Here is a 23,153-nt window from a genome sequence, read left to right on the forward strand (position 1 = left end):
CTATGGAAAAATTAGTGCTTGACAATCAAATTGTCCGAATCGATGCGGGAGAATTGGTAGGTTTTGAGGTTAATGGTCATGAATACATCCACCAAAAAGGAAGTCCTGGCTGGGGCAGTACCGATACCGAGATGTTTCCCATCATTGGTCCTGTTGCAAAAGCCAACTATCTTGTGGAAACACCTAAAGGCAATGGGGTAATGGACCAACATGGTCATCTGCGACTAATGGACTACGATTTAGTTTCCATCAGTGATACGCATGCTGTTTTTAAAAAAGTGTATGTGGCAGATACTCCTGTTAAAAACAAAAAGTATCCTGAAAAATCGGATGCTGAGTATTTGATATGGCCCTATGATTTCGAGTTCGAAAAGCATTATACGCTAACTTCCGAAGGACTTGAAATCTCCTTCAAAATTACAGGGGAAGAAGGGATGCCTTTTATGCTAGGGTATCATCCAGCGTTTAAGTTATACGTGGATAAACCAACAATCATTGCCGGAGAAAAACAAATTACTTTGGATGAGGTTTTGGCTGTTGGAAGCAGAGCGTTGCAAGTTGCCAACTGTACGTCTATCACCCTAAAGGACAAAGGGGAAATTACCATTTCTACCGAAGGTTTTGGTCACTTTATGTGTTGGACTGAGGTAAGGAACATGGTCTGCATAGAACCTATAAGCTTTTATCCCTATGCCGTTGAAGAGAAAAACCTACACGAAGGTTTTCAACAACTAAAAGAGAAGGCGCAGTTTAAGGTGTTTTTGTCGATAAGTATCTAACTAAATTTTTGGTTGAGTTCTGCAACAACAGTATCTATTTTAGCATCCTTTTCCTTTCGTGCTAAGATAGATGGTGGAGCCATACGTTCCTTACAATCAGAAATGGGACAACGCTCACAAGTAACCCCTACATTATAAGTGGCTATGGAGGAATCATTTAAAAAGTTCACTTTCTTTCTCAGCTGATCATTGATGAGTAAACCAATACCGACGCTTCGGTAGAGGTCTTTTTTAAAAGGGTCTTTGGTAGCCGATGCGAAAATGAGATATGAAAGTTGGTCATTGGGGTAGTGGGAGATTTGAACCTGAATATGGTGTTCGTTTCCCGTTTTTTCAATTTCCTGCAATACTCGTATGGAAGCCCACCTTCTGCAATACTTTTCATTGGTTTCGTTGCCATGTGGCGAATGCTGATGTGTTAGGTGGAGTTCCTTGGTAATATCGAAACGTTGGGTTCCTTTTTGATGGGAAAACCTCAGAAAAAAGAGATTTTCCATTTTATAATCGGTAGGGAGTATGTTGGTCAAACGCTGGTATAATGACTCAGGAGAGGCATTAAAACGTTTGGTCATACGAGCCAAAAAGGTTTTGTCGAAGTTGGGTTTTTGCAAAAACCGGTCAAGATATTGTCCCAAAAGCTTTCGGGGAATAATCAATGCACCTGCAAAATAAGAGGCCGCTAGGTTGTTCAGTACTTGGTCAAAGCTTTCAAACTTAATCCATGTGAAGGTGTATAAACGTTCACCGATATCCAGATAGTTATAGGCTATTTCTTTGGCATATATAAAGGTGCGTTGAGCCTCATCAACATGGTCGGCTATAAGTAGCGTTTTGGTTTTTGGGACAAAAATGGAACGAAGATTGTCGAGCTCGCTATGTTTTATTAGGTCTTCGTTATTTATGGTATAGCCATACTCCTCTATGAGTATTTCTTCCAATTCCTTGGAAGAAACTGATTTATCCAAGTTGATTTGATATGCCTCTGCAAACTTCACCACAGCAGCTTCCCATTCAGGAAAGAAGTTCTGGTTGGCTTCCTGGTATGATCGTAACGCAGCCAAGAAGAAGCTTTCTTTTCCAAAATCATAATGTTTGGCAATTTCAATAATGGTACTGATAAAGGCATTGACCTTAGCTGGGGCATTGGCCACAATATCAATTAAGTCACTCTCCTTAATGCCAAAAAGGTCAAGAGGTAATTCTTTAAGGATTTTGGATTGAAGCAATTCTCCGACTGGGGCTAAATTTTTGTCCAGTTTTAAGGATACCAAATTGTCGTACGGTATCTCCAGCTTTTCTGCCAGTAGTGCAATCTTATCCGTTTTCGGATACTTTTTTCCTTTCTCAATCTCGTTTAAATACGATTTTGAAAGTCCGGTAAGTTTGGAAAGTCCAAACAGGGATAGGTTTTTTCGCCCCCTAATCTGCTTGAGCTTTAATCCAAAGATAAGTTTGATGTATTCTTCTTCCATTTTTCGCAATCAAATATAGGCTATTTTGCGAATAATGTAAAAATAGCGTATTTATATAATTTAGCGAACGTTCGCTTGTTTTTTTCAAAACTTTGATTTATCCTTGTATGAACAAAATCAGTTTGTCATGGAAAATATTATAGCATCACCCACCAACCTTCAGTTTTCAAAAGAAGTGACCAATTACTATCCAGAACTACTTATGGATGGAGCCTTGGAATTTGTTATTGAGCTACATCAAAAGTTCAATAGGGAACGTTTACAACTACTGAATAAGCGTTTGAGACAGCAAGCCAAGTTCGATCGTGGAATTATGCCTTCTTTCCCACTGGAAACTGAGGAAACCCGAAATACCGATTGGCAGGTAAAGCATATTCCGGAAGACCTGCTTGACCGTAGGGTTGAGATTACCGGTCCGGTAGAACGAAAAATGGTCATTAATGCCCTGAACTCTGGAGCCAAGACTTTTATGGCAGACTTTGAGGACAGTAATGCTCCAACATGGGACAACTGTCTTCAGGGGCAGCAGAATTTAATTGATGCCAATACTCGGAAGATATCTTTTTACGATTCGAAAAAAGATAAATCCTATAAACTGAATGATGAAGTAGCAGTACTGTTGGTAAGACCTCGTGGGCTTCACTTAAATGAGCGTCACGTTTTGATAAATGGAGAGGAAACATCGGGAAGCCTTTTTGATTTTGCTCTTTATGTGTTCCATAATACAAGAACACTAATGAATAGAGGTTCAGCACCTTATTTCTATTTGCCAAAACTGGAGCACTATTTGGAAGCAAGATGGTGGGATGAAGTTTTTACTTTTTCTGAAGAATACCTGGGCGTACCGGTAGGAACTTTTAAGGCAACCGTCTTGATTGAAACTATCACTGCTAGCTTCCAATTGGATGAGATTATTTATGAATTAAAAAATCATATTGTTGGGTTGAACTGTGGACGTTGGGACTATATTTTTTCCTACATCAAAAAATTTAGAAACCACCCAAGTTTTATCTTGCCCAACAGGGACCAAGTAACCATGACCGTTCCATTTATGGACGCCTATTCCCGCTTGGTTATTCAAAGATGTCATAAAAGAGGCATTCATGCCATGGGAGGAATGGCGGCTCAAATTCCAATTAAAAGCGACCCTATTGCCAACGCAGCTGCTATAGAGAAAGTACGTTTGGATAAGGAAAGGGAAGTGCTAAATGGACATGACGGTACCTGGGTGGCCCATCCAGGATTGGTTTCCATTGCCATGAATGAATTCAACAAGCACATGCCTGAGTCCAATCAAATAGAAACAGCATTGAGGGAAACGGACGTCATTTTGGAATCAGACTTGATTGCTATCCCTGAAGGAACCATTACGGAAACGGGGATTCGTAAAAACATGAATGTTGGGATTCTGTATTTGGAAGCTTGGTTGCGAGGCAACGGCTGTGTTGCATTGTATAATTTGATGGAAGATGCGGCAACCGCCGAAATATCAAGAACCCAGTTGTGGCAGTGGCTCAAGTTTAATGCTCAGCTTGAGGATGGTAGAAAATTCAACGATGCCCTGTACTCAAAGATTTTTGAGGAAGAGAAAGAAAAAATCATTCATTTAGTGGGTGAGGCCAACATGGGGAACACACAATTTGAAAAAGCATTTGAACTATTTGATAAGCTGGTTAGAAGTAGGGAATTTGAAGAGTTTCTAACCTTAAAAGCTTATCGGGAAATCGCATAAACAAGTATTATCAACAACTAAAAAATCCCAAGAATGCGCGAACATTACATGGGATTCATATCAAATTCGAAAAATTAAAATTATGGAAAAAAAAGAAAGGATTCAAGCGTTATTGACGGATTGGACGATTAATCCCAGATGGAAAGGAGTTGAAAGACCTTATACGGCAGAAGAAGTAATAAAACTGCGCGGGTCTTATGAAATTGATTATTCCATAGCCCAAATGGGCGCTGAGAAGCTTTGGGATAAACTGAACGGTCAGGATTTTGTGGCAGGTTTAGGTGCATTAACCGGAAATCAGGCCATTCAAGAGGTTGAAGCTGGTCTTGAGGCCATCTACTTGAGTGGATGGCAAGTGGCGGCAGACGCAAATTTGTCTGGCGAAATGTACCCTGACCAATCCCTTTATCCTGCCAATAGTGTTCCTATGGTGGTAAAACGAATCAACAATGCGTTGCTTCGAGCCGATCAGATTCAGGTAGTAAACGGTACCGAAGACAAGAAAGACTATTTAGTTCCCATTGTTGCTGATGCTGAGGCAGGTTTTGGAGGAAATCTGAACGCTTTTGAATTGATGAAATCCATGATTGAAAGTGGTGCTGCAGGAGTTCATTTTGAAGATCAATTGAGCTCTGCCAAGAAATGTGGACACTTGGGAGGTAAGGTATTGGTGCCCACTCAAGAGGCGGTGAACAAACTGATTGCAGCCCGTTTGGCAGCAGACGTTATGGGAGTTCCCACGGTGATTATAGCGCGAACGGATGCAGACGCGGCCAATCTGCTCACCAGTGACATTGACGAGAGAGATCATAAATTCATTACGGGAGAGCGTTCTCCGGAAGGGTTCTTTTACGTGAAGAATGGTCTGGAGCAAGGAATAGACCGAGGTTTGAGTTATGCACCATTCGCTGATTTAATTTGGTTGGAGACTTCCACTCCAGATTTAGAACAAGCACGAAAGTTTGCCGAAGGTATTCACGCACAATACCCTGATAAAATGCTGGCGTATAACTGCTCACCATCCTTTAACTGGGCAGCTAAACTAAGTGTGAAAGAGATGGAGACGTTTAGAGAGGAATTGGCCGAAATGGGCTATAAGTTCCAATTTATTACCCTAGCCGGGTTCCATGCGCTCAATACGAGTATGTTTGAGCTTAGCAAGGCATACAAGGAAAGAGGTATGGCAGGTTACTCCGAATTGCAGGAAAGAGAGTTTGGATTGCAGGAGTTTGGATTTAAAGCCGTAAAACATCAAGGATTTGTAGGTACAGGTTATTTCGATACAGTCCAGAATATTGTTACCTCAGGTACATCCAGTACGGTAGCTATGAAAGGAAGCACAGAGACCGCTCAATTCTGATGCATTCTAATTTAGTTGGTTTGTAAATGCCCCTGTCAAAAGGGGCATTTATTTTACTTAAACAAAAAAGTTAAAAAAATCATAATTTTTTAACATTTGATGTCTTTTTTCTTGTTAATTTTGCATTAAGCAATACAGCTTGGATTTTTCTGTTCAGCCATTTTGCTTAGAACTTTTCTTTTAGAAACAATACGATTTCCTTCGGGATTCTGGTGTAGGGGCTTTTAATTTTTAATCTACTTTATGGATGTCATCGTTCTCTATATCAGCATTGCAGCTTTAATAGTTGTTGCGTGGATTGTTTTCATGGTAAAAATGTATCGAAGAATAAAAAAGAAAGTGTAGTTCTTTCAATCAATCTACAATTCCAAACACTTTATTTTTGACATTCTACTTTCCACAATACGCTGTGTCTCTAGCGTGTTTTTTTGAGGAATAAGGAAAGCTTCAATGTCCGTTTTGGAATTAATTTCTAAGGTATCTTCAATAAAACCATATCCTCTATATTGCCCATCGTCAACAAGTACAAAGGCGTTCTCGTTTACATGTCTTCCTTTTTCTTTTAGAATTTTCACACCGGCCTTTTCCTTGGCCAAATCAGCTATGGCTTTGTCTACTTTTTCATTGTAGCCGTCTATTTGCTCCTTCCCGGAACAAATCCCTTCACAAGAAGTACTTTCATAAAAAGAACAATTCGATTCGGTCAATTGCAGATGACAGAATTTCGGACATAATTGATACGTCGAGCAGATTTGTTTTAAAAAGAGTCTACAGTCAGTCAGGTTATAAAACACTTTTATAGGTTGTTGAATGTGTTTTAAGGTATTGAAAGCCAAATGTTTTATGCCCTTTCGGTCCTCATAACAGAATATTCCGAATTGTTTGATATTCCTTTTTTGCGCTCGATTGTACAATGGAAAATGCTTTTTGATTTCTGCAGATTCCATCAAAAGTGCCACTAATTCACTTCCAGAGAGTTCAAAATCGATGTGGGCGGTCTCTCTGCACAATCGAATCTCCTTTTCACTTTTGTCATAAAAATGACCGAGGACTCTTTTTTTTAGGTTGATGGCTTTGCCCACATAAATAATAGTGCCATTTCTATCCTTGAAATAGTAGATGCCAGGTTTTTGAGGAATGGCATCAATCTCAGATTTGTCTAAATGTGGTGGAAGTGTTGCCTCTTGGCTTCGCGCATGTAAAAAGGTTTGAAATACGGTTTGTGAAGTGGGTGTTTGTAAGAGCTTTTCAAAAAGCAGTACGGTAGCATGGGCATCCCCTCGGGCACGGTGCCGGTCTGAAAGCGGTATGTTAACAGAAGAACATAGTTTTCCCAAACTATAAGACCGTAGGCCAGGAATCAGTTTTCGAGATAGACGGACAGTACATAATTTTTTGCGAACAAAAGCTACTCCCAGTTGTCGGAATTCTTCTTTAACGACTCCATAGTCAAAATTAACGGAGTGAGCTACAAAGATGCTGTCTTGGGTAAGATTCAACACGGTATCTGCTATATCGGAGAAGAGTGGCGCATTGGCAACCATCTGATTGTCAATGCCCGTAAGTCCGGTTATAAAATATGGGATGGGACATTGAGGGTTCACCAGAGAAGTAAACTCATCAATAATCTTTTGACCATCATGCTTGAATATGGCAATTTCGGTAATCCGGTTGCCCTTGATACCGTTTCCCGTGGTTTCTATATCGATTATAGTGTACACATGACTAAGTTAGCCAGAAAATATCGATACAAGAAGGCAAAAATGTCAAGCGATTGTTACAGCAGTATGTTCCTACCCAACACGGACATGATGAAGAATACGGTAATGGAAATAATGAGACAACTAATAGCTGCTACGCGGTTGTCCTGAACGGAAAATTCTTTTTTGGCACGAAGTAATAAGACTTTCATAGGGGATTACTTTAAATCAAAGGTGATAACACACTATGACCGGATTAAAAACTATCGCTTAAAGCAAAGAAGTTCGGATAAACGGTAATCCTTATTTGTTTTACCGAAAAATGTGGTCCTTCACCTATTTTTCTTAAATCTGCAAGGGTTGCTTGGTCGAGTAAAAGAGTGAGTTAAACGTTATAAACCAAGGAATTGAGTTAATTTTTATCTTATAGTTTGGCGAACTTTTATCCTATGTAACCATCCAATACGATCATTTAAGTAAAATCAACTCACTAAAAACGGAATCATATATCCAAAGAAACCATCCATCCATTGAAAAAGGTCATCCCTCAAAGACAAGGTCAGTAATTTAGTTACAATTTTTACTTTCACCGTGTTCGCTGTTATGACTTACACAACCTCCCAAAAGCAGCGATGGTAGCCTGATGCAATTAAAGGTTAGCGTATAATCTGAAGACTTAAATCATAACAGAACAGTTTTAATTTAACTACTAAGCGAAGTATATGTTGGTACTTCTAGACAATGGACATGGGGGGATAATCGAAGGTGTTTATCAAACACCAGGTAAAAGAAGTCCAATTTGGAAGGATGGGTCACAGTTATTTGAAGGAGAGTTTAATCGTGCTGTAGTGAACCGAATTGTTGAGGCTTTAACGGGATTAGGGGTCAATTACGTAAACATTGCACCAGAATATCACGATGTAAGCTTGAAAACCAGGGTAGAAAGAGCAAATCGCTATGCCAATGCACCATGTTTTTATCTAAGTGTCCATTCAAATTCAGGAGGAGGGTGTGGTTTTGAAGTATTCACGAGTCCAGGTGATGATAAAAGTGACAAGATAGCCGAGATTTTTGGAATTGAGTATCAGAACGTTTTTCCTGATAAAACACTTCGAGCGGACCATACTGACAACGATTTGGATAAAGAGCAAAGGTTTTACGTGCTCACGCACACCAAAATGCCATCAATCTTGACGGAAAGCTTTTTCATGGATAATGAACAAGAGTGCAAATCTATTTTAATGACACGCCAAGGAAGGGATAAGATAGCACAGTATCATTTGAATGCCATTTTGAAGGTAAAACAGCAAGTATTCAATACATGATAAAATTCTCAACGTTTTTCCCTTTAATTGGAATTTGTGTTTTGTTAGTAAACTGCACCTCCACAAAGGTAGCCGCCTACGATCAGTACTCCTATGAAAGGGCTGTTGATTTAAGAACCAAGATACTTGTGATTATGGATAAGGCTACAGAGCCATATGAAAATCATAAGGAAGAAGCCAACAATCTACTCATTGAAATTAGGGAAATGGCACAGTATGAGAGAAACAAGGCAAATAATGAAACTTCATCTAGAATGTGGGAAATGTTCGAAGACGAAAGCAAATCTTTTATTGGTGGATTTATACATAGATGGAACGATAGGGGCCAATTTTCTCCGCTGTTTGTAGAGGAGGCAAAACTCCAGGTCTTAGAAGCAATGAATCTCTTAATACAATTTGAACTCAAAAAAGATACTCAAACCAAAAACAACCTTCAGACACTAATTCTAGGAAGTCAATGATTAAAAAACCAATAGACATAACGGAGGGATTAAATGAAGTAAAAACAGTACTCTTTCAAATTTTTGGAAAAGAGTATGTGAATTTTAAAGAGGAAACCAAAAAAGACATAGAAACTTTCATGCGGGCATCCAAAAACAAGCTTGAAAGATGGACTACACTACTTTCGAAAAAACAAATAACTCTGGATGAATATGAATGGTTGGTTAAAAGTCAGAAAGAGTTGTTTGTCTTTAATGAACTTGAAAAAGCGGGTGTTTCAAAAATGAGGATAAGGCAACTAAGAAAGAATACTATCAAGGCCGTTCTAGATATTGGTAAGAGTTTGGTAAAGAAGAATATATGAACAATGGAAAATAATCAATTTCAGAAAAAGGATTAAAACATAGATACAATTTCCATCCCTAAAGCATACCCTCACAATAAAAGCAAGCTGTCCATGAAATCAATAATCTACTTACCTGGTGTTTTAGGAAAAAAGCATAGTGATTCCGCAAAAGAGTACGCTAAAAGATATCTGTACTCTATGGATAGAATGGATTGGGACAGGTTCAAAAAATACTATTTGGAAGAGGAAGATTTTCATTTTGGTCTTGGTGGAACCTTTACCACCTCTGTCACATCCATATTTGAATACAACTCAAAAAACAAGGAAGAGGCGGTTGAGGTCTGTAAAATCTATGAATGCTCATATGATGAGAATTTTACCAAAAAGTTTGAAAAAAAGAATGCCATTCAAAAGCTGGGACTTGTTTTAATAATCCTTCTTTCAAAAACGGGAACACTGATGAAAGCATTTTTTCTAAAAAATACCATTAGTGGAAAAAAGAAATTGGAGATTTTATACTTCCTATTTTTCTTGTTGTTGATTTCCATCTTTGCTTTGATATTGTTTCCTGCGGTACTTACTTCGATTACCGATATTGTAACAAATGCGCTTCCAAAAGATTCGGAACTATCCAGAACAATACATGAAAAAATAGCGCCATGGGTCGCTGTCTCCCATTGGATAACGGCAGGCCTAGCTATTGTGACCGTTGCTTTTCCTAAGTTTAGGAATACTGTTTCTGAAAAAGCCACGGATTTTCTCTGCATGGATTCGTATCTGACCATGGGAAACAATAAATTGGAGCTTACCGGTAAAGTGGAAAGCTTGGTCGAAGCAGTTTTGGAAGAGGATAATCCCGATTCTCTTGAATTGCATAGTTACGGCTTTGGTGGAATTGTTCTTATTGATTCCATATTTCCGTATGGCAATATCCCAAATTATCGCATGGCGAATGAAATAAAGAGAGTGGTGACGATAAGATGCCCTTATGATTTCATCTCTACGTATTATCCTGATTACTTTAAAAACCGCGGAACCTTTCAGGATATCGCACTCGAAAGTTGGTATAACATATATTCGGATACGGATATTTTATCATCAAACTATGATATCTCGACCTCGAACGGCGCAAACTTCCTAAATATAGGAGAATTGGGTATTCCAATTAAAAACTTGCCATACAACCTCATAAATACCAAAACTCTCGGTCTTTGGAAGCACCTAAAAATATTGAGTTTTAAAACACATCAGACCTATTGGGGAGAAAGTGCGATGACGGCAAACTGTCTTTATCTGATAATGGAACAGGCGTTGCCGGCTGAAACCGTGTGAACTCTTGGAATAAAAAAACCTCTGCTTCATTAGGGACAATTGACAAATACATAATGAGTCCTATGCTTTAGGACCAAGTTTAACAGATAAATACATGATAATGGATAAAGAAGTGTTACCAGAGGTTTTAATGAATTCTGTTTTAGGAAAACTCTATGACGTTTTGACAAATGGGGATGATGTTGTCCCAAAATCGGATGATAATTATTTGGCCTGGTTACCAGTTGGGATGCCTTTTCCAAAGGAAGAATTGGAATTTCTGTCCACTGGCTTTACGGGTATTTATAGAGAGCATGAACCCCAGCGAAGGAGAGTTCGACAAGGGGAGCAGCCTTCTCCAGAACCTAGGGAAAAAACGGCAGAAGAAATAAATCAGCTTCTGGCTCAAGATGTAACCCGTAGATACATGCAAGCGGAGAATCTATCAAGACTATGTGATATGATTCCAGATACCAGCGGGGTAAAAGGTAAGGTCACCATGAATAAATGGGAACAGGAAAACAGCCTCAGTCTGGCATATCAGCATATATTAAAGTTCAGTCAAGTTGCAAACTTTGAGCCTGATGAAAAAACCAAGAAAAAGATTGAACGTTTACGTGGACTGCTTCAAGAGAAAAAAATAAAAAAGAACCTTGTTACTGAGGAAGAGGAGGAAGTGTTGGAAGAGACTGCATTGGTGAAGAAGTATAATGAAAAACTACAGAATTATCTCAATATAGCTCTGGAGTACAACAACCATAGAGTAAATGCGCTTGCGGGGAAAGACCCTGCTGCCGTCCATTTTTGGGCAATGAATGCCAGTATCCTTAGAAGCAAGGTAATGGCCGCCAAAAATGATTGGATTACCAATGGATACAAAGAAGAGTATGACCAAATTGCGGCTTACATCGCTCAGGTAGAAGGGAGAAGCATGCTTACTCTAAAACAACAATATTTGGATGATTTTGATAAGGCAAGACTGACCGGACCTTCTTCGGGTTCAGATTTCTTTTACACATCCTTGTTGCCGGGAGGTTTTGCAGAAACCGATAATGGTTGGACAGAATTCAGTTTCGGTAAAAGTGATTTTGCTTCAAACTATAAATTCGATTCCAAAAAAGGTGGAGGCGGAGGTTCTCTATCCTTGGGCGCCCTGAGCATTGGTGGACGTGGAAGTCGAGAGAAACGAAAAACTTCCAAAAAAATAGACGTTTCCACGTTCAAACTTCGATTCAAAATATGTCAAGTGCCAATTAGTAGACCGTGGTTCAAAATAAACTTTTTGACAAGTAAATATTGGAGATTTGATCAAAACAATACAGAGTTCAAAGACAATATGGTTTCAGATGGTGCTTCTCCGCCAGAAGGTATGATACCCGCATTCACGACCACAGCCATATTCGTAAAAGACCTTCATTTACACTTTGGTGAGCGCAATACCCGGATTAAAGCAGAGATGGATAAGGCTGGTGGAGGGGGAAGCATTTCTTGGGGTCCTTTTCATGCAGGAGGCCATTATGAAACTCATAAACAACAACGGAATATGCAATCCCAAAGCGAATCGCAGGGAATCAAAATAAAGGGAATGCAGCTGATTGGCTTTAAGTGCCATGTCCTTAAAAAATCCCCGGACCCAAAAGCAAATATTTCAGAGTGGGTTTAATTTCCAGAAGTATTAAATGTTCCAATTAGCTACCATATTCGAGAAAATCAAGGAAGATTTTTTTGAGAACCAAATTAAAAATGAGGATAGGGAGAAATACGGACTTATTTTTTCTCCCTTTTCCACTGGGTTCACTTATGATGATTTCTTGTTCCTAGACTCAAATTCTGCATCTGAAAATGCGCAAAAATATATGGATGAGCTTTTGGAATTTTCACAGATTGCAAACACCATTCCCAAGGAAAAGAACTATTGGACAATATCGGACCAACAGGACTATTTGTTCTTTCCATATGGAAATATAGTCCAGACCCTTAAATTAATTGATGTTGATACATTGAACACTGCAATGTTGTGCGGTCATCCCATTTTTGAAAAAGCACTGAGTGCAATCGGCGGAAAATCTCAAAATACTTACCGAATGTATCATTTGAAATGGACCGAACTCATGAGGACGAGGGATAATCTTCTTCAAAAACCCAGCAGTCTGAATCAGCAAGAAATAGAAGCGCAGCTAAAAGAGAATCAGAGGGAATTGGAGCAAACCGAAGCCGGTTGGAAACTGAATGGAAATAAAGAACAGACAGAAATAAAGGTCTTGGGAATCATTAAGGATGAGTTCAAAAGATTCCTGAACAAGTTGGTGAAGACCAAAGGACAATTAGAAACCTTGGTTCGTACACATGCCGGAACGGGTTCAGACTTTTATTTGACCTCATGTACGCCAAACAATCTTTATAAAGGGGATGATTTTATGTGGAAAAAAATCACAATTGGCAAAGAAGAAATACATGATTTGTTGGAAAAAATGAAGACCGAAACATATAATGACATTATTGATTCCGAAGAGCTTTCGGATTTGGCTGTAGAATCTATTAGTTTCGAGTTGCTCTTTGCAAGCATAACCAGAGCGTGGTTTGATGAAACCCTTTTGGAATCCCCGTTCTGGGATATAAACATTTTGAGCAAAGAAGATATTGCTATCCCTAGATTTACCAGTAAGCTCATTTTTATCAGAAATGTTGAATTTCAAGCGCCAGAAGCGTTGCATGTGAATAAGGAGTTGGTAAAAAGTGTGGCCAAGAAATCTGCTGGCCCATTTATCATAGACTCGGATAGTCTTGACAAAACAGGGAAGTTTAAGCTTCACTCGGTGAATAAAGCACTTAACTTGGATAGGCACACCGTTTTAGATGTAGGGGCCAAACTGAACCGAAAAAGAAAGTCTGGAAGAGCAAAACCAGTGGTTAATCAAAAACGAAAACAATTTGTGGCGTTGGCCGGGAGGGTTAGATCGCTAGGGAATAGAAAACCATTGAGAAGTCGTCCGATAAAAAAAACGGCACGAAGCAGAGCAGTGCCCTCCACTTCTAGAAGAATAACTTCAATTCCTAGAGCTAAAACTGCCGAAACTGCTTCTCAAAAAAAAGCCGAACAGGAATCTTTTCAACTTATCGGGGTAGTCTCCAAAGAGCTGGAAGCTTTTCCAACTCCAATTAAAAATGCTGATTATGTATGAAAATGGCATAAACTACCATGATCATTTGGTAATCATACCCTTTTAGAAGAACTAGCTAAAAACTCTTTTGATATTGTGGAGATTTGAATATTAAAATACTTACATCTATTATAATTGTAATCAATAGTATTTGTCAGAAAAGAATAATCATCTAATTTTAAGGAAACCAGTTGCTTGATGCCTTCCTCTAAAAACTCTTTCCTTAATATATGGATGTTTTGGGGGTTAGATAGTAATCAACCAGCTATTGCCGGTAAGAAGAAGGAATATTGGAAATAGTAAGGTCCATATCCGTATGAGCTTATCTGTGATTACGAAGTTTACTATTTGTAGGAGGTATTTAAAATCTGGATATTTTAATGCTATGCCAGAAGCAAAAATCGAACTTAGGACTTGAAGAAAAAAAGAGAAAAAGAAGAACCCCGGATACCAAATAACCCTTTAAACCGAATAGCCATTTGTATGTCTGGAGGAGGGTATCGCTCTGCCGTTTTTCAGCTGGGGATTCTTTCATACCTGAATTCCGTCAAGTATGGCGAGAATACCCTGTTAAACCATGTGAAGGCCATATCCACAGTTTCGGGGGGAACCATTACTGGCGTCACCTATTCGTCCATGTTGGCAAAAGGACTAAATTTTGAAACAATTTATAACACTCTTCTTGGATGGTTGTCAAAGAAAGACCTTGTTCAGGAGGGGCTGGAAAAAGTGAGCAAGGATGGTGTATGGAATCATACTTATAAAAGAAAGAATTTAATAAACGCCTTTGCTGAATTATATGACGAATCCCTTACAAACGGGATGTGTTTAGGAGACTTGGACGGTATTTGGAACAAATCCCATCTGGAGTATGTTTGCTTTAATGCTACGGAATTCAAGAAAGGACTCCGATTCCGTTTTCAAATTGCTAAGGGAGCCAGGCAGAGCTATGTCGGGGCCTATGAATTAAACCTTAAAAAACAAGTTTACCACGAAATCAGATTAAGTGATATTGTTGCCTCCTCTTCTGCATTTTCTGGCGGGTTTGAGCCCATAGCAATGCCGAGTGATTTTTTTGGCCCTGATTCTGAGCATAACAGTTATTTTGAATCCCATAGCGGTTACCAAGGCACCTCCATTGGATTAATGGACGGTGGGATATATGACAATCAAGGAATCAGTAGTATAGAAGATTTTCAGGATAATGCAAAAGAGCACCAATTTGACCTTATCATGATTTGCGATGTATCTTCTCCTTATATCGATGCTTTTTCCTTTGTTTCAGAAAAATCTGGAGAGGTTCGTGAGATGACCATAAATCAGCTTTTAGCATCTTACGAGAGAAAGAAAAGAATCTTTTATTATTCGTTGTGGTTTTTCACCTTGGCCGGATTGGTTTTCGCTTTGCTGGATATTGAGCTTCTTACATGGCGTTTTGGGGTTGGTATTTCAATCACAGGAATAGGAATAGGTACCATAGTGATTTACCATATTCTTAAGTCCATGCTTAAGGTAAGGGTGAACAACACTTGGAATTACCTAAAACAATTGATTCCTGATTTTTTTGAGAAACGTCTGCCTTCATTTAAGTTGGAACACTTCAAGTTGAAGCATTTGGAAATATTGGCTTTAGATAGATTCAACTCCCTTAAATTACTTCTGCCTACAGTATTTCTAAAACAAATCCGTCGATTGCACTATAATCGAATTTATGAAGATGATGCGTATAGCTACCGAAGGATGACCTGTCTGGTCAAAGAACTTACAAAATTAGATTTCAAAAAGAAGATTGAAGAAGATTATAGCAAGGCGTCTAAAAACCTTTCCATGCTCAAGGGTAATGACTACGATGAGATTATGGGAGAAAAACTTGTGGGCCATATAGACGAAGCCGCAACTTTTGGAACAACCCTGTGGTTTACGGATAGTGATAAATTAAATGAAATTTTAGTGTCCTTGTTAATAAGTGGACAAGTCACCTGTTGTCAGAATCTAATGATTTATTTGGATAAGCTTATATACACAAAAGGGAACGGGTTTGAAAAATTAGACCGGGAGGCAAAGAATGGACTGGAAGCTTTATATAACAAGACAAAAGAAGATTGGATGAAATTTAAAGATGACCCTGGTTTTCTGCACAATAGTCTATTTAATCCTGAGACATAGACCTGGAGGGACTAGAACCTGTAGTTCAAAAGCCCTTTAAATAAAGGTATTTTGAGGTGCTTGGAAATTTCGCTCTCCAAATAGGTTAACCCATCCGAGAAAACAAGGTTCGAGTCCTTACACAACCTCAAATAGGCACAAATCTAGTATTACGTTCATTGCTTAATTAAGAATGTTATTGTTCCAAAAAAGGTTAGTTAGATGAAACTGAATGAGAAACCGGAGGGGATTGCTAAAAAAACATAACCCTATGGTACATGGTGAAAATGGGACATTTGCATTTACCTTCTTGTCCGATAGTGTTCAAGGTCAAGTGATCTAAGTGTTTGCGCAGCCTGTTCAGGTGTGATATCCCGTTGGGGATTTGCCAACATTTCATAGCCTACCATAAACTTTTTAACTGTGGCCGAACGGAGCAATGGTGGGTAAAAAACCATATGAAAATGCCATTCTGGATGTGATTGATTGTCGGTGGGGGCTTGATGAATACCTGCGGAATATGGAAAAGAGACCTCAAATAAATTGTCGTATAAGGTGGTCAACGTTTTATAGGCGTCTGCTAATGAAGCCCGCTCTTCTTCTGTGAATCCTAGGAGGTTCGCTACAGGACGTTTGCTAATAATCATAGCTTCAAAGGGCCAAATGGCCCAAAACGGAATCAAACCAACAAAATGATCGTTTTCAAATAGGATACGCTCATTTTTTTCCAATTCTTTTGCTAGATAGTCCTGTAGAAGCGTTTTTTTGTGTTTATTAAAATAATCCAAAAGTTGCTCGCCTTTCTTTTTGGGTTCATCCGGGATAGATTCCTGTGCCCATATCTGTCCATGGGGATGTGGATTGGAACAACCCATTACTGAACCTTTGTTCTCAAAAATTTGTACATAACTAATAAAATCAAGTTTGCCCAAGATATCGTATTCTTCCACCCAAAGATCAACTACTTTTTTTATGGAAGGCAAATCCATTTCAGGGATGGTCAAGTCGTGTCTTGGAGAAAAACAGATAACCTTGCAAATCCCACGTTCGCTCTTAGCTATAAAAAGTGAATCTTCGTTTACATTTCCTGAAGGAATGTCGGGTTGCAAGGCAGCAAAATCGTTCACAAAGGAGAATGTGTGCTCATAATTTGGGTTTTGTTTGCCATTGGCGCGCGTGTTCCCTGGGCATAAATAACAGCTGGCATCATGAGTAGGTCTATTGGTTTCACAAACCTTTTCCACTTGACCTTGCCATGGGCGTTTTGCCCTATGGGGAGAAACCTGAACCCATTCGCCTGATAATGGATTATAGCGTCTGTGGGGATGGTCTGCTAAGTTAAAATCACTCATAGTTTTGTGAATTGATAATATGGGTTCCTTTACTTAATCGTACTTCGTAAGATTCCAGTTCTATCTGAAATTTAGCGCGGTAAGCTTTTTGGAAGTCATGAATGATATTTTCTTTAGCGGCTTTTTTGACCAAATTTATTGTGCATCCCCCAAAACCACCACCCATCATTCGAGCACCGATAATAGTTGGATACACGGCGGCCAGATCTACTAAAAAATCCAGTTCGTCACAACTCACACGGTATTTTTCTGAAAGGCCCTGATGTGAGGCAAACAACAATGAGCCAAGCTTTTGTAATTGTCCTTTTCTGAGCGCTTCACTGGCCTGGCTTACTCTTTCGTTTTCTTCAATTACATACGAACAGCAGTTGAGTGTTTCCGAAGAAAACTCGTGCTTTTCTTGTTCCAACATTTCCAAAGTAGCATCCCTTAGGCTTTTCACTTGGGGAAAGAACTTTTGTAACAGTTGAACACCTTCTTCACATGTTGCCCTTCTCATGTTGTACTCTGATTCGGCCAGTGAATGTTTTACTTTCGAATTGAACAATATGATTTCGTACTCACCAAAATGGGCTGGGATGTATTCAAATTCCAATGATTGGCAATCCAGTTGAAGTACGTGGTCTTCTTTTCCCAAAGCACTTGCAAATTGATCCATGATACCACAACGTACACCTGCGTATTCATGTTCTGCTTGTTGCCCCACCTTTGCAAGGGTTACGCTATTGAGTTGAAGGTCGAAAAGTTGATTCAAGGCAAACCCTGCGGCATTCTCCAAAGCTGCTGAAGAAGATAGCCCAGACCCTATCGGGATATCTCCTCCGAACACCATATCAAAACCCGAAACTTTAAGCTTTTTATCCCTTAAGATGGCAAAGACGCCCAAAATGTAATTTGCCCATTGAGTGGCAACAGGTTCCGTGTGGTCCGTGCTTATAATCAGCTCCTGGTCAAAATCCAAAGAATACATTCGGATGGAGTTCAAATTGTTCTTTGCAAAAGCACAATGGATACCCTTGTCAATGGCTCCTGGCATTACAAATCCGGAGTTGTAATCGGTATGTTCACCAATGATATTAATTCTCCCGGGAGAAAACAGCAATCCGCAGTCCTTTCCGTAATGCTCTTTGAATTTTTGTTGTACTTCTTCGTTAAGTTTTTTCGAGTAATGCATTTCAATCATTGGGCAAAGTATCCATAAATGAAAGTAGCTAAAGTGAGTATCAATTCACCTGTTTTAGCGAGTCCTGAAAAACAAAATATGTTCATAAGGTTACTTAAAAAAGGTAAAATATTTAGTTTGTTTTTGCTGCCTCACCAGGAAGGGCATATCGTTGCTTAATTTGTGCATTCTCAATCGGAATAAGCACAAAGCTGTACTGATGATTTTCTGGTTGAACCCTAAACTCCTCTTGTGGTAAAGCGTTCTTAGACCAACTGTCATCGCCTCCAACACCCATTTGAGCAAGGTCTAGGTTCAACGTAATGAAATCACGCGGTTTAAGGTCATAGGTATGCAAGGCTTCATCAATATCTTTGGTAGTGTACGGCCATGCACTTACACTTAAGTCGTTACTATCACTTGCTACATAAAACCCTAGGCCTTTTGAGTTGCTAATGGTAAGCCATTGCACATCGGTCTTGTTGCTGCTCTCTTGGGGTCTGATGTATTCATAAAAGTCCTCAGAGACAGATTCCTGATACAAACCGATTGCAGCTCCATGATTACGATCGCTATAATTTTCATGGGGACCTCGACCAAACCATTGTAAAGCGTCCAATTCTTTGGAAAGCTGTACCTGCATCCCATATTTGGGAAGTATGGGTAGTTCCGCATCTTCTGCAATTTGGGCTTTATTTTCAATTCTGATAACACCATTCGAAAAAATGTCATATTTCAAGTTCAAGGTGACCATTCCTTTTGCAAGCGAATAGGAGACTTCTACTTGTTGATGGTCCTTATCCACTTCAGTGTTTTTAAAGGACAATAATTTTCGATTTTCGCTGGCTTCTTTCCATACGGCAAGCTTTTTTGGCGTTCGCCCACCTCCACGATCATTGTCGGTAGTAGGTCTCCAAAAATGAGGAATAAAATCTCCCGTAACCAACGGGACACCCTTGTAAATATATGCGGTCAATGCACCCGTTTCCTTTTTGAATTTGGCCTCAAAATCTTTTGTGGAAAATGAGATACCATTTGAGGTTTCATCCACCGAAATTTGATCATTCTTCTTTAGGGTAAAATCAGGTAGTGGCTTCTCAAAAGGGAGATTGAACTGTTCCCAAGCGACCTCATGTTTTGCAGAGACCCAAGGGGTGTTGTTTTTTAATAGAAAGGAAACCGTTAAATGATAGGATTTACCGGCTTTAAGCCTTGGTTTTTTTATGGGTAATACGATTTCTTTTGAAGCTTTGGCAGCAATATTCAGATTGTTCACTTCTCCAGATTGTGTTTTGATGCCGTCCTCTTGCACCTCCCAAATAAGGTCGTAGCGATTTAGGTTGGTAAAATCGTGATGATTTACTACCATAAGACGTCCTTGTTCCAAATCAACAGCTTTTACTGCTATAGGTTGGAATATCTTTTTGCACTCCCAAAGCGAAGGTTGTGGTTTACGGTCAGGGTCCACGATGCCATTCAGACAAAAGTTTTTATCATTGATTTTGGTATCTCCCATATCACCGCCATAGGCATAATAGGGAATGCCGTCTTCTGTCTTTTGTAGTAAGCCTTGATTCACCCAATCCCAAATATAACCACCAATCATCCGTTTGTTGGCGCGAATGGCATCCCAGAATTTGAATAGATTACCTGTGGAATTTCCCATGGAATGCGCATATTCACACCAAATCACCGCTCTTGGGTCATCATTCAGATTAGCCATGTCTACCATAGGTTGAATGGGCATGTACATTCTGCTCATCATATCCACGTAATCGGGGTCATTAAGAAACTCACTTCCCTGATGGTTTAAGGTCTGTGCTCCTTCATAATGGACAAAGCGGGTGTCGTCATAATTCTTTATCCACCCTGCCATAGCTTGGTGGTTTGGACCGGAACCGGATTCGTTGCCCAATGACCAAAAGATGATGGAAGGATGGTTTTTGTCACGCTCTACCATTCGGGTGGCACGTTCCAGAAATGCACTGCCCCATTCAGAACGATTGCTCAAATATCCACCCAGTTGGTGGGTTTCCAAATTAGCCTCGTCCATTAGATAGATGCCATATTCATCGCAGAGTTCGTACCATCGTGGGTCGTTGGGATAGTGAGAAGTTCGCACCGCGTTGATGTTGAACTGCTTCATGGTCTTTATGTCTTTTAACATCAAGGTTTCATCTACGACCTTTCCTTTAATCGGATCATGGTCATGTCTATTAACACCATAGAGCAGGACCGATGCGCCATTCACAAACAATTCACCGTCTATCAACTCAACCTTTCTAAAGCCTATCTTGGTGCTTCGATATTCTTGAATGTTACCTTCTTTATCTTTCAGAGAAAAGACCAGCGTGTACAGATTAGGATGTTCTGCATTCCACTTTTTAGGGTTTTTGATACTTGCTTCCAACAAACCAAATTTTGGTTTTCCCCTTTGGTTATAATATTCATATACAATATCCTTGATTGGTTTGGTGAGGGTTTCTTTTAAAACTGTTTTTCCCGTTTCATCAAAAAGCTGTGCTTCCAACGACCAATCCTCAATATTTTGGTTGTCATAGATTTTGATTTTTGGCCGAATTTGCAATTGGGCATCTTCGTAAGTGTCATTAAGTCTGGTTTTTACAAAAAAATCATACAACTGAACCTTGGGAGAAGCGGTAATAAATACATCCCGTTGGATACCACTAAGTCTCCAATGATCTTGGTCTTCTAGGTATACGCCATCGCTCCAACGATACACTTGCACAGCCAATGAATTTTGTCCTTCCTTGATGAACGGCGTAATGTCAAATTCTGAAGGCAACATACTATCTTGTCCATACCCCACTTGCTCGCCGTTGACCCAAACGTAGAAGGCTGAGCTTACCCCGCCAAATTGTAAGGTAATCTGCATGTCTTTCCATTGTAAAGGAACTTCGAAAGTGGTGCGATAACTTCCTGTAGGATTATCATCTTCTGGTACATAGGGTGGATTTACGGGTGTGAACGGATAGCGAATGTTCGTGTAGATTGCCGTTCCATACCCTTGAAGCTCCCAATTGGAAGGTACAGGGATGGTTTTCCAATCCGTGTCGTCATAACCAACTTTATGAAAATCTTTCGGAGCTTGCTCGGGAATAGGCGCCCAACTGAACTTCCAATCTCCATTCAAGGATTTATAGCGTTTAGAAGCTTTTCTATCAGCCTTAAGGGCAGCTGCTTCAGTTTCGTAAGAAATCGAAGTGCTCCGTGAAGGAAGTCGATTCATCGAGGTAATGGTAGGGTCTTCAAATACTTGAAAATTAGGTTGTTGAAAGCCAAAAGCATGCACTGCAAACAATAAGCAAGACGCAATACAAAGGGTATTTTGAACCGAGAGTAAATGGAACTTTTTCATAAAAATAAAAGTAGTCCCCTTTTAAAGACTACTTATCCTGTACTCTCCTGTGTGGTGATATATTATTGACGTTTTTGAAGCGTTCTGCTCAAGATTAAGTAAAGCAGGCCACAACAAATCCAAGCGGGTAACGTTACAAATGATAAGAAGACATCAAAATACAACGAGATAGCGTAAAAGATGCCAAAACTGACGCTCCATGCCAACAATACGGAAATATTGAATGGGGCTTTGGTCCTTTCCGCGTAGAAGGGTTGTATACCAAATTTCTTACCAAAAAAATGCTCAAAAACAATTATTGCGCCAAAGGGGGCCAATATAAATCCATACAGTGCAACAAAGCCCAATAATTTCATGGCAAAAGCTGGAAAAATTCCTGCCACGGTTGCTACACTACCCGCAACTATGGTGACCCAAAACGTAGAAAGCTTAGGAATGATGGCCTGGAAAGCCAAACCTGCCCGATAGATAGTAGGATTGGCAGTGGTCCAGCCGGCCAACACTACAGCAATGATTCCAAAGAAACCAATAGCATTATATGCTAATGGTCCGGGAGCTACCGGTGGTGCCTCATTGTTTGCTAGGAAGGTTCGTGCTTCAGGTGATTTTAGGTACACGGCATATAAGAGTGCGGCTGCAATCCAAGCCATGTAGTGGCCCACATACATACCGGCAGCAGTTGTCCAACCAGAGCTAGGTTTCTTGGCGAAACGGAAAACAGAAAGATCACTCATGCCTATGTGCATGGCCGCATTACAAAGCCATGACCATAAAACTACGTGCCAGAAGGTGTATTTTACTTGCCCTGGAAAGGGTTCACTCCCTTCACCCCAAATATTCCAAAAATCAGCAAAGCTTTTGACTTCTAACTGTCCCAACGCCACAATGCCACATGCTATGAAAGCTATCACAATAACAGGGGACATCCAGTTGGCGGCTTTGGATACCGTGTCATAGCCTCTTCCGGCAATAATCGAAATCACGGCGCCCACAAGAATTACTACGATAATCCAAGTGAGGCTATTCGGCATGGTGTCTGTGAGTTTGGGCATCTCAATCTCTAAAGGAACACCTATGGCCGTGGCAGATACCGTAATCATAGCGCCAGCCAAAAAACAGAACAAGACGCCATTGGCAAGATTGTAGCCGACGACCAATTTTTTACCACATATTTTTTCGAGGTGATAGTATAGGGTATATCGATATTTAACGGCAATCTCTGCAGTCAAAAAACGCCAACTCAATACGGCCAAAAAATTACCAATAAGGAGTCCGACGATTAAGTCAAAGGCACTGACGCCCGCCGTTAGAAAGAGTGGGCCTATCATAAACTCAGTACCAGCGGCATGTTCGCCAGCATACATGCCCAAAAAGCTTTTCCAGCTTTTCCAATGCTTCTTCGGTACCGGAGTTCGTTCAAATTCACCCCCAGCTTTTTCTTCAATTTCTTCTTCAATATTGAATTGACTCATAGTTTTGTTCCTCTAA

Annotated in this window: 17 protein-coding genes; 10 read left to right on the forward strand and 7 right to left on the reverse strand. The window is 39.8% G+C overall.

Annotated features, from left to right (window positions below; all coding sequences use genetic code 11):
• Positions 1 to 2 precede the first annotated feature (2 nt).
• Complete coding sequence (locus tag CLV81_RS10615; RefSeq protein WP_106145112.1) at positions 3 to 779, forward strand: aldose epimerase family protein; 777 nt, start codon at positions 3 to 5, stop codon at positions 777 to 779.
• On the opposite strand, the gene CLV81_RS10620 is transcribed toward CLV81_RS10615, so the two are convergent.
• Positions 776 to 2,251, reverse strand: coding sequence for a helix-turn-helix domain-containing protein (locus CLV81_RS10620; RefSeq protein WP_106145113.1), 1,476 nt, complete (start codon positions 2,249 to 2,251; stop codon positions 776 to 778). The genes CLV81_RS10615 and CLV81_RS10620 overlap by 4 nt on opposite strands.
• A gap of 127 nt (positions 2,252 to 2,378) precedes the next feature.
• On the opposite strand from CLV81_RS10620, the gene aceB reads away from it, so the two are divergent.
• Both aceB and aceA read left to right on the forward strand, forming a co-directional pair.
• Positions 2,379 to 3,983, forward strand: a complete 1,605-nt coding sequence (aceB, locus tag CLV81_RS10625; protein ID WP_106145114.1) for a malate synthase A — start codon at positions 2,379 to 2,381, stop codon at positions 3,981 to 3,983.
• A gap of 82 nt (positions 3,984 to 4,065) precedes the next feature.
• Positions 4,066 to 5,343, forward strand: coding sequence for an isocitrate lyase (gene aceA, locus CLV81_RS10630; protein WP_417935426.1), 1,278 nt, complete (start codon positions 4,066 to 4,068; stop codon positions 5,341 to 5,343).
• Positions 5,344 to 5,702: 359 nt separating this feature from the next.
• Here the strand turns inward: aceA and CLV81_RS10635 are convergent, their stop codons facing one another.
• Both CLV81_RS10635 and CLV81_RS20860 read right to left on the reverse strand, forming a co-directional pair.
• Positions 5,703 to 7,064: an exonuclease domain-containing protein gene (locus CLV81_RS10635; RefSeq protein ID WP_106145116.1), complete on the reverse strand. Its 1,362-nt coding sequence runs from the start codon at positions 7,062 to 7,064 to the stop codon at positions 5,703 to 5,705.
• Between the two features lie 56 nt (positions 7,065 to 7,120).
• Complete coding sequence (locus CLV81_RS20860; RefSeq protein ID WP_281257996.1) at positions 7,121 to 7,255, reverse strand: hypothetical protein; 135 nt, start codon at positions 7,253 to 7,255, stop codon at positions 7,121 to 7,123.
• 510 nt (positions 7,256 to 7,765) lie between these two features.
• Between CLV81_RS20860 and CLV81_RS10640 the strand changes: the two genes are divergently transcribed.
• From CLV81_RS10640 to CLV81_RS10670, 7 genes are all read left to right on the forward strand, one after another.
• Complete coding sequence (locus tag CLV81_RS10640) at positions 7,766 to 8,368, forward strand: N-acetylmuramoyl-L-alanine amidase (RefSeq protein ID WP_106145117.1); 603 nt, start codon at positions 7,766 to 7,768, stop codon at positions 8,366 to 8,368.
• On the forward strand, positions 8,365 to 8,829 hold the full coding sequence (locus CLV81_RS10645; protein WP_106145118.1) for a hypothetical protein: 465 nt from the start codon (positions 8,365 to 8,367) through the stop codon (positions 8,827 to 8,829). Before CLV81_RS10640 ends, CLV81_RS10645 begins: the two co-directional genes overlap by 4 nt.
• The gene (locus CLV81_RS10650) at positions 8,826 to 9,173 is read left to right on the forward strand and encodes a hypothetical protein (protein WP_106145119.1); all 348 of its coding nucleotides are present in this window, start codon (positions 8,826 to 8,828) and stop codon (positions 9,171 to 9,173) included. The genes CLV81_RS10645 and CLV81_RS10650 overlap by 4 nt, the downstream gene beginning before the upstream one ends.
• 93 nt (positions 9,174 to 9,266) lie before the next feature.
• On the forward strand, positions 9,267 to 10,487 hold the full coding sequence (locus CLV81_RS10655; protein WP_106145120.1) for a hypothetical protein: 1,221 nt from the start codon (positions 9,267 to 9,269) through the stop codon (positions 10,485 to 10,487).
• Positions 10,488 to 10,587: 100 nt separating this feature from the next.
• Positions 10,588 to 12,129 carry a hypothetical protein gene (locus CLV81_RS10660; protein WP_146129881.1) on the forward strand — a complete coding sequence of 514 codons (1,542 nt, stop codon included), beginning with the start codon at positions 10,588 to 10,590 and terminating at the stop codon, positions 12,127 to 12,129.
• Between the two features lie 16 nt (positions 12,130 to 12,145).
• Positions 12,146 to 13,648 carry a hypothetical protein gene (locus tag CLV81_RS10665; RefSeq protein WP_106145122.1) on the forward strand — a complete coding sequence of 501 codons (1,503 nt, stop codon included), beginning with the start codon at positions 12,146 to 12,148 and terminating at the stop codon, positions 13,646 to 13,648.
• Between the two features lie 393 nt (positions 13,649 to 14,041).
• Positions 14,042 to 15,793, forward strand: a complete 1,752-nt coding sequence (locus tag CLV81_RS10670) for a patatin-like phospholipase family protein (protein ID WP_146129882.1) — start codon at positions 14,042 to 14,044, stop codon at positions 15,791 to 15,793.
• 281 nt (positions 15,794 to 16,074) lie between these two features.
• On the opposite strand, the gene CLV81_RS10675 is transcribed toward CLV81_RS10670, so the two are convergent.
• The 4 genes from CLV81_RS10675 to CLV81_RS10690 all read right to left on the reverse strand — a co-directional run bounded on the left by CLV81_RS10675 (position 16,075) and on the right by CLV81_RS10690 (position 23,137).
• Entirely contained in the window at positions 16,075 to 17,124 is a 1,050-nt protein-coding gene (locus CLV81_RS10675; protein ID WP_106145124.1) for a UDP-glucose--hexose-1-phosphate uridylyltransferase, read from the reverse strand.
• Entirely contained in the window at positions 17,117 to 18,307 is a 1,191-nt protein-coding gene (galK, locus tag CLV81_RS10680; RefSeq protein WP_245911987.1) for a galactokinase, read from the reverse strand. The genes CLV81_RS10675 and galK overlap by 8 nt, the downstream gene beginning before the upstream one ends.
• A 112-nt stretch (positions 18,308 to 18,419) precedes the next feature.
• Entirely contained in the window at positions 18,420 to 21,665 is a 3,246-nt protein-coding gene (gene lacZ / locus CLV81_RS10685) for a beta-galactosidase, LacZ type (RefSeq protein ID WP_106145125.1), read from the reverse strand.
• A gap of 62 nt (positions 21,666 to 21,727) precedes the next feature.
• Positions 21,728 to 23,137 carry a purine-cytosine permease family protein gene (locus CLV81_RS10690; protein ID WP_106145126.1) on the reverse strand — a complete coding sequence of 470 codons (1,410 nt, stop codon included), beginning with the start codon at positions 23,135 to 23,137 and terminating at the stop codon, positions 21,728 to 21,730.
• Positions 23,138 to 23,153 lie beyond the last annotated feature (16 nt).

Source organism: Flagellimonas meridianipacifica, assembly GCF_003001695.1.
Classification (GTDB): Bacteria; Bacteroidota; Bacteroidia; order Flavobacteriales; family Flavobacteriaceae; genus Flagellimonas; species Flagellimonas meridianipacifica.

Coding starts and splice junctions, on each gene's coding strand:
- CLV81_RS10690 (WP_106145126.1), bottom strand. CDS start 23,137: ATGAGTCAATTCAATATTGAAGAAGAAATTGAAGAAAAAGCTGGGGGT.
- lacZ (WP_106145125.1), bottom strand. CDS start 21,665: ATGAAAAAGTTCCATTTACTCTCGGTTCAAAATACCCTTTGTATTGCG.
- CLV81_RS10675 (WP_106145124.1), bottom strand. CDS start 17,124: ATGAGTGATTTTAACTTAGCAGACCATCCCCACAGACGCTATAATCCA.
- CLV81_RS20860 (WP_281257996.1), bottom strand. CDS start 7,255: ATGAAAGTCTTATTACTTCGTGCCAAAAAAGAATTTTCCGTTCAGGAC.
- aceA (WP_417935426.1), top strand. CDS start 4,066: ATGGAAAAAAAAGAAAGGATTCAAGCGTTATTGACGGATTGGACGATT.
- CLV81_RS10645 (WP_106145118.1), top strand. CDS start 8,365: ATGATAAAATTCTCAACGTTTTTCCCTTTAATTGGAATTTGTGTTTTG.
- CLV81_RS10615 (WP_106145112.1), top strand. CDS start 3: ATGGAAAAATTAGTGCTTGACAATCAAATTGTCCGAATCGATGCGGGA.
- aceB (WP_106145114.1), top strand. CDS start 2,379: ATGGAAAATATTATAGCATCACCCACCAACCTTCAGTTTTCAAAAGAA.
- galK (WP_245911987.1), bottom strand. CDS start 18,307: ATGATTGAAATGCATTACTCGAAAAAACTTAACGAAGAAGTACAACAA.
- CLV81_RS10620 (WP_106145113.1), bottom strand. CDS start 2,251: ATGGAAGAAGAATACATCAAACTTATCTTTGGATTAAAGCTCAAGCAG.
- CLV81_RS10660 (WP_146129881.1), top strand. CDS start 10,588: ATGGATAAAGAAGTGTTACCAGAGGTTTTAATGAATTCTGTTTTAGGA.
- CLV81_RS10655 (WP_106145120.1), top strand. CDS start 9,267: ATGAAATCAATAATCTACTTACCTGGTGTTTTAGGAAAAAAGCATAGT.
- CLV81_RS10650 (WP_106145119.1), top strand. CDS start 8,826: ATGATTAAAAAACCAATAGACATAACGGAGGGATTAAATGAAGTAAAA.
- CLV81_RS10640 (WP_106145117.1), top strand. CDS start 7,766: ATGTTGGTACTTCTAGACAATGGACATGGGGGGATAATCGAAGGTGTT.
- CLV81_RS10665 (WP_106145122.1), top strand. CDS start 12,146: ATGTTCCAATTAGCTACCATATTCGAGAAAATCAAGGAAGATTTTTTT.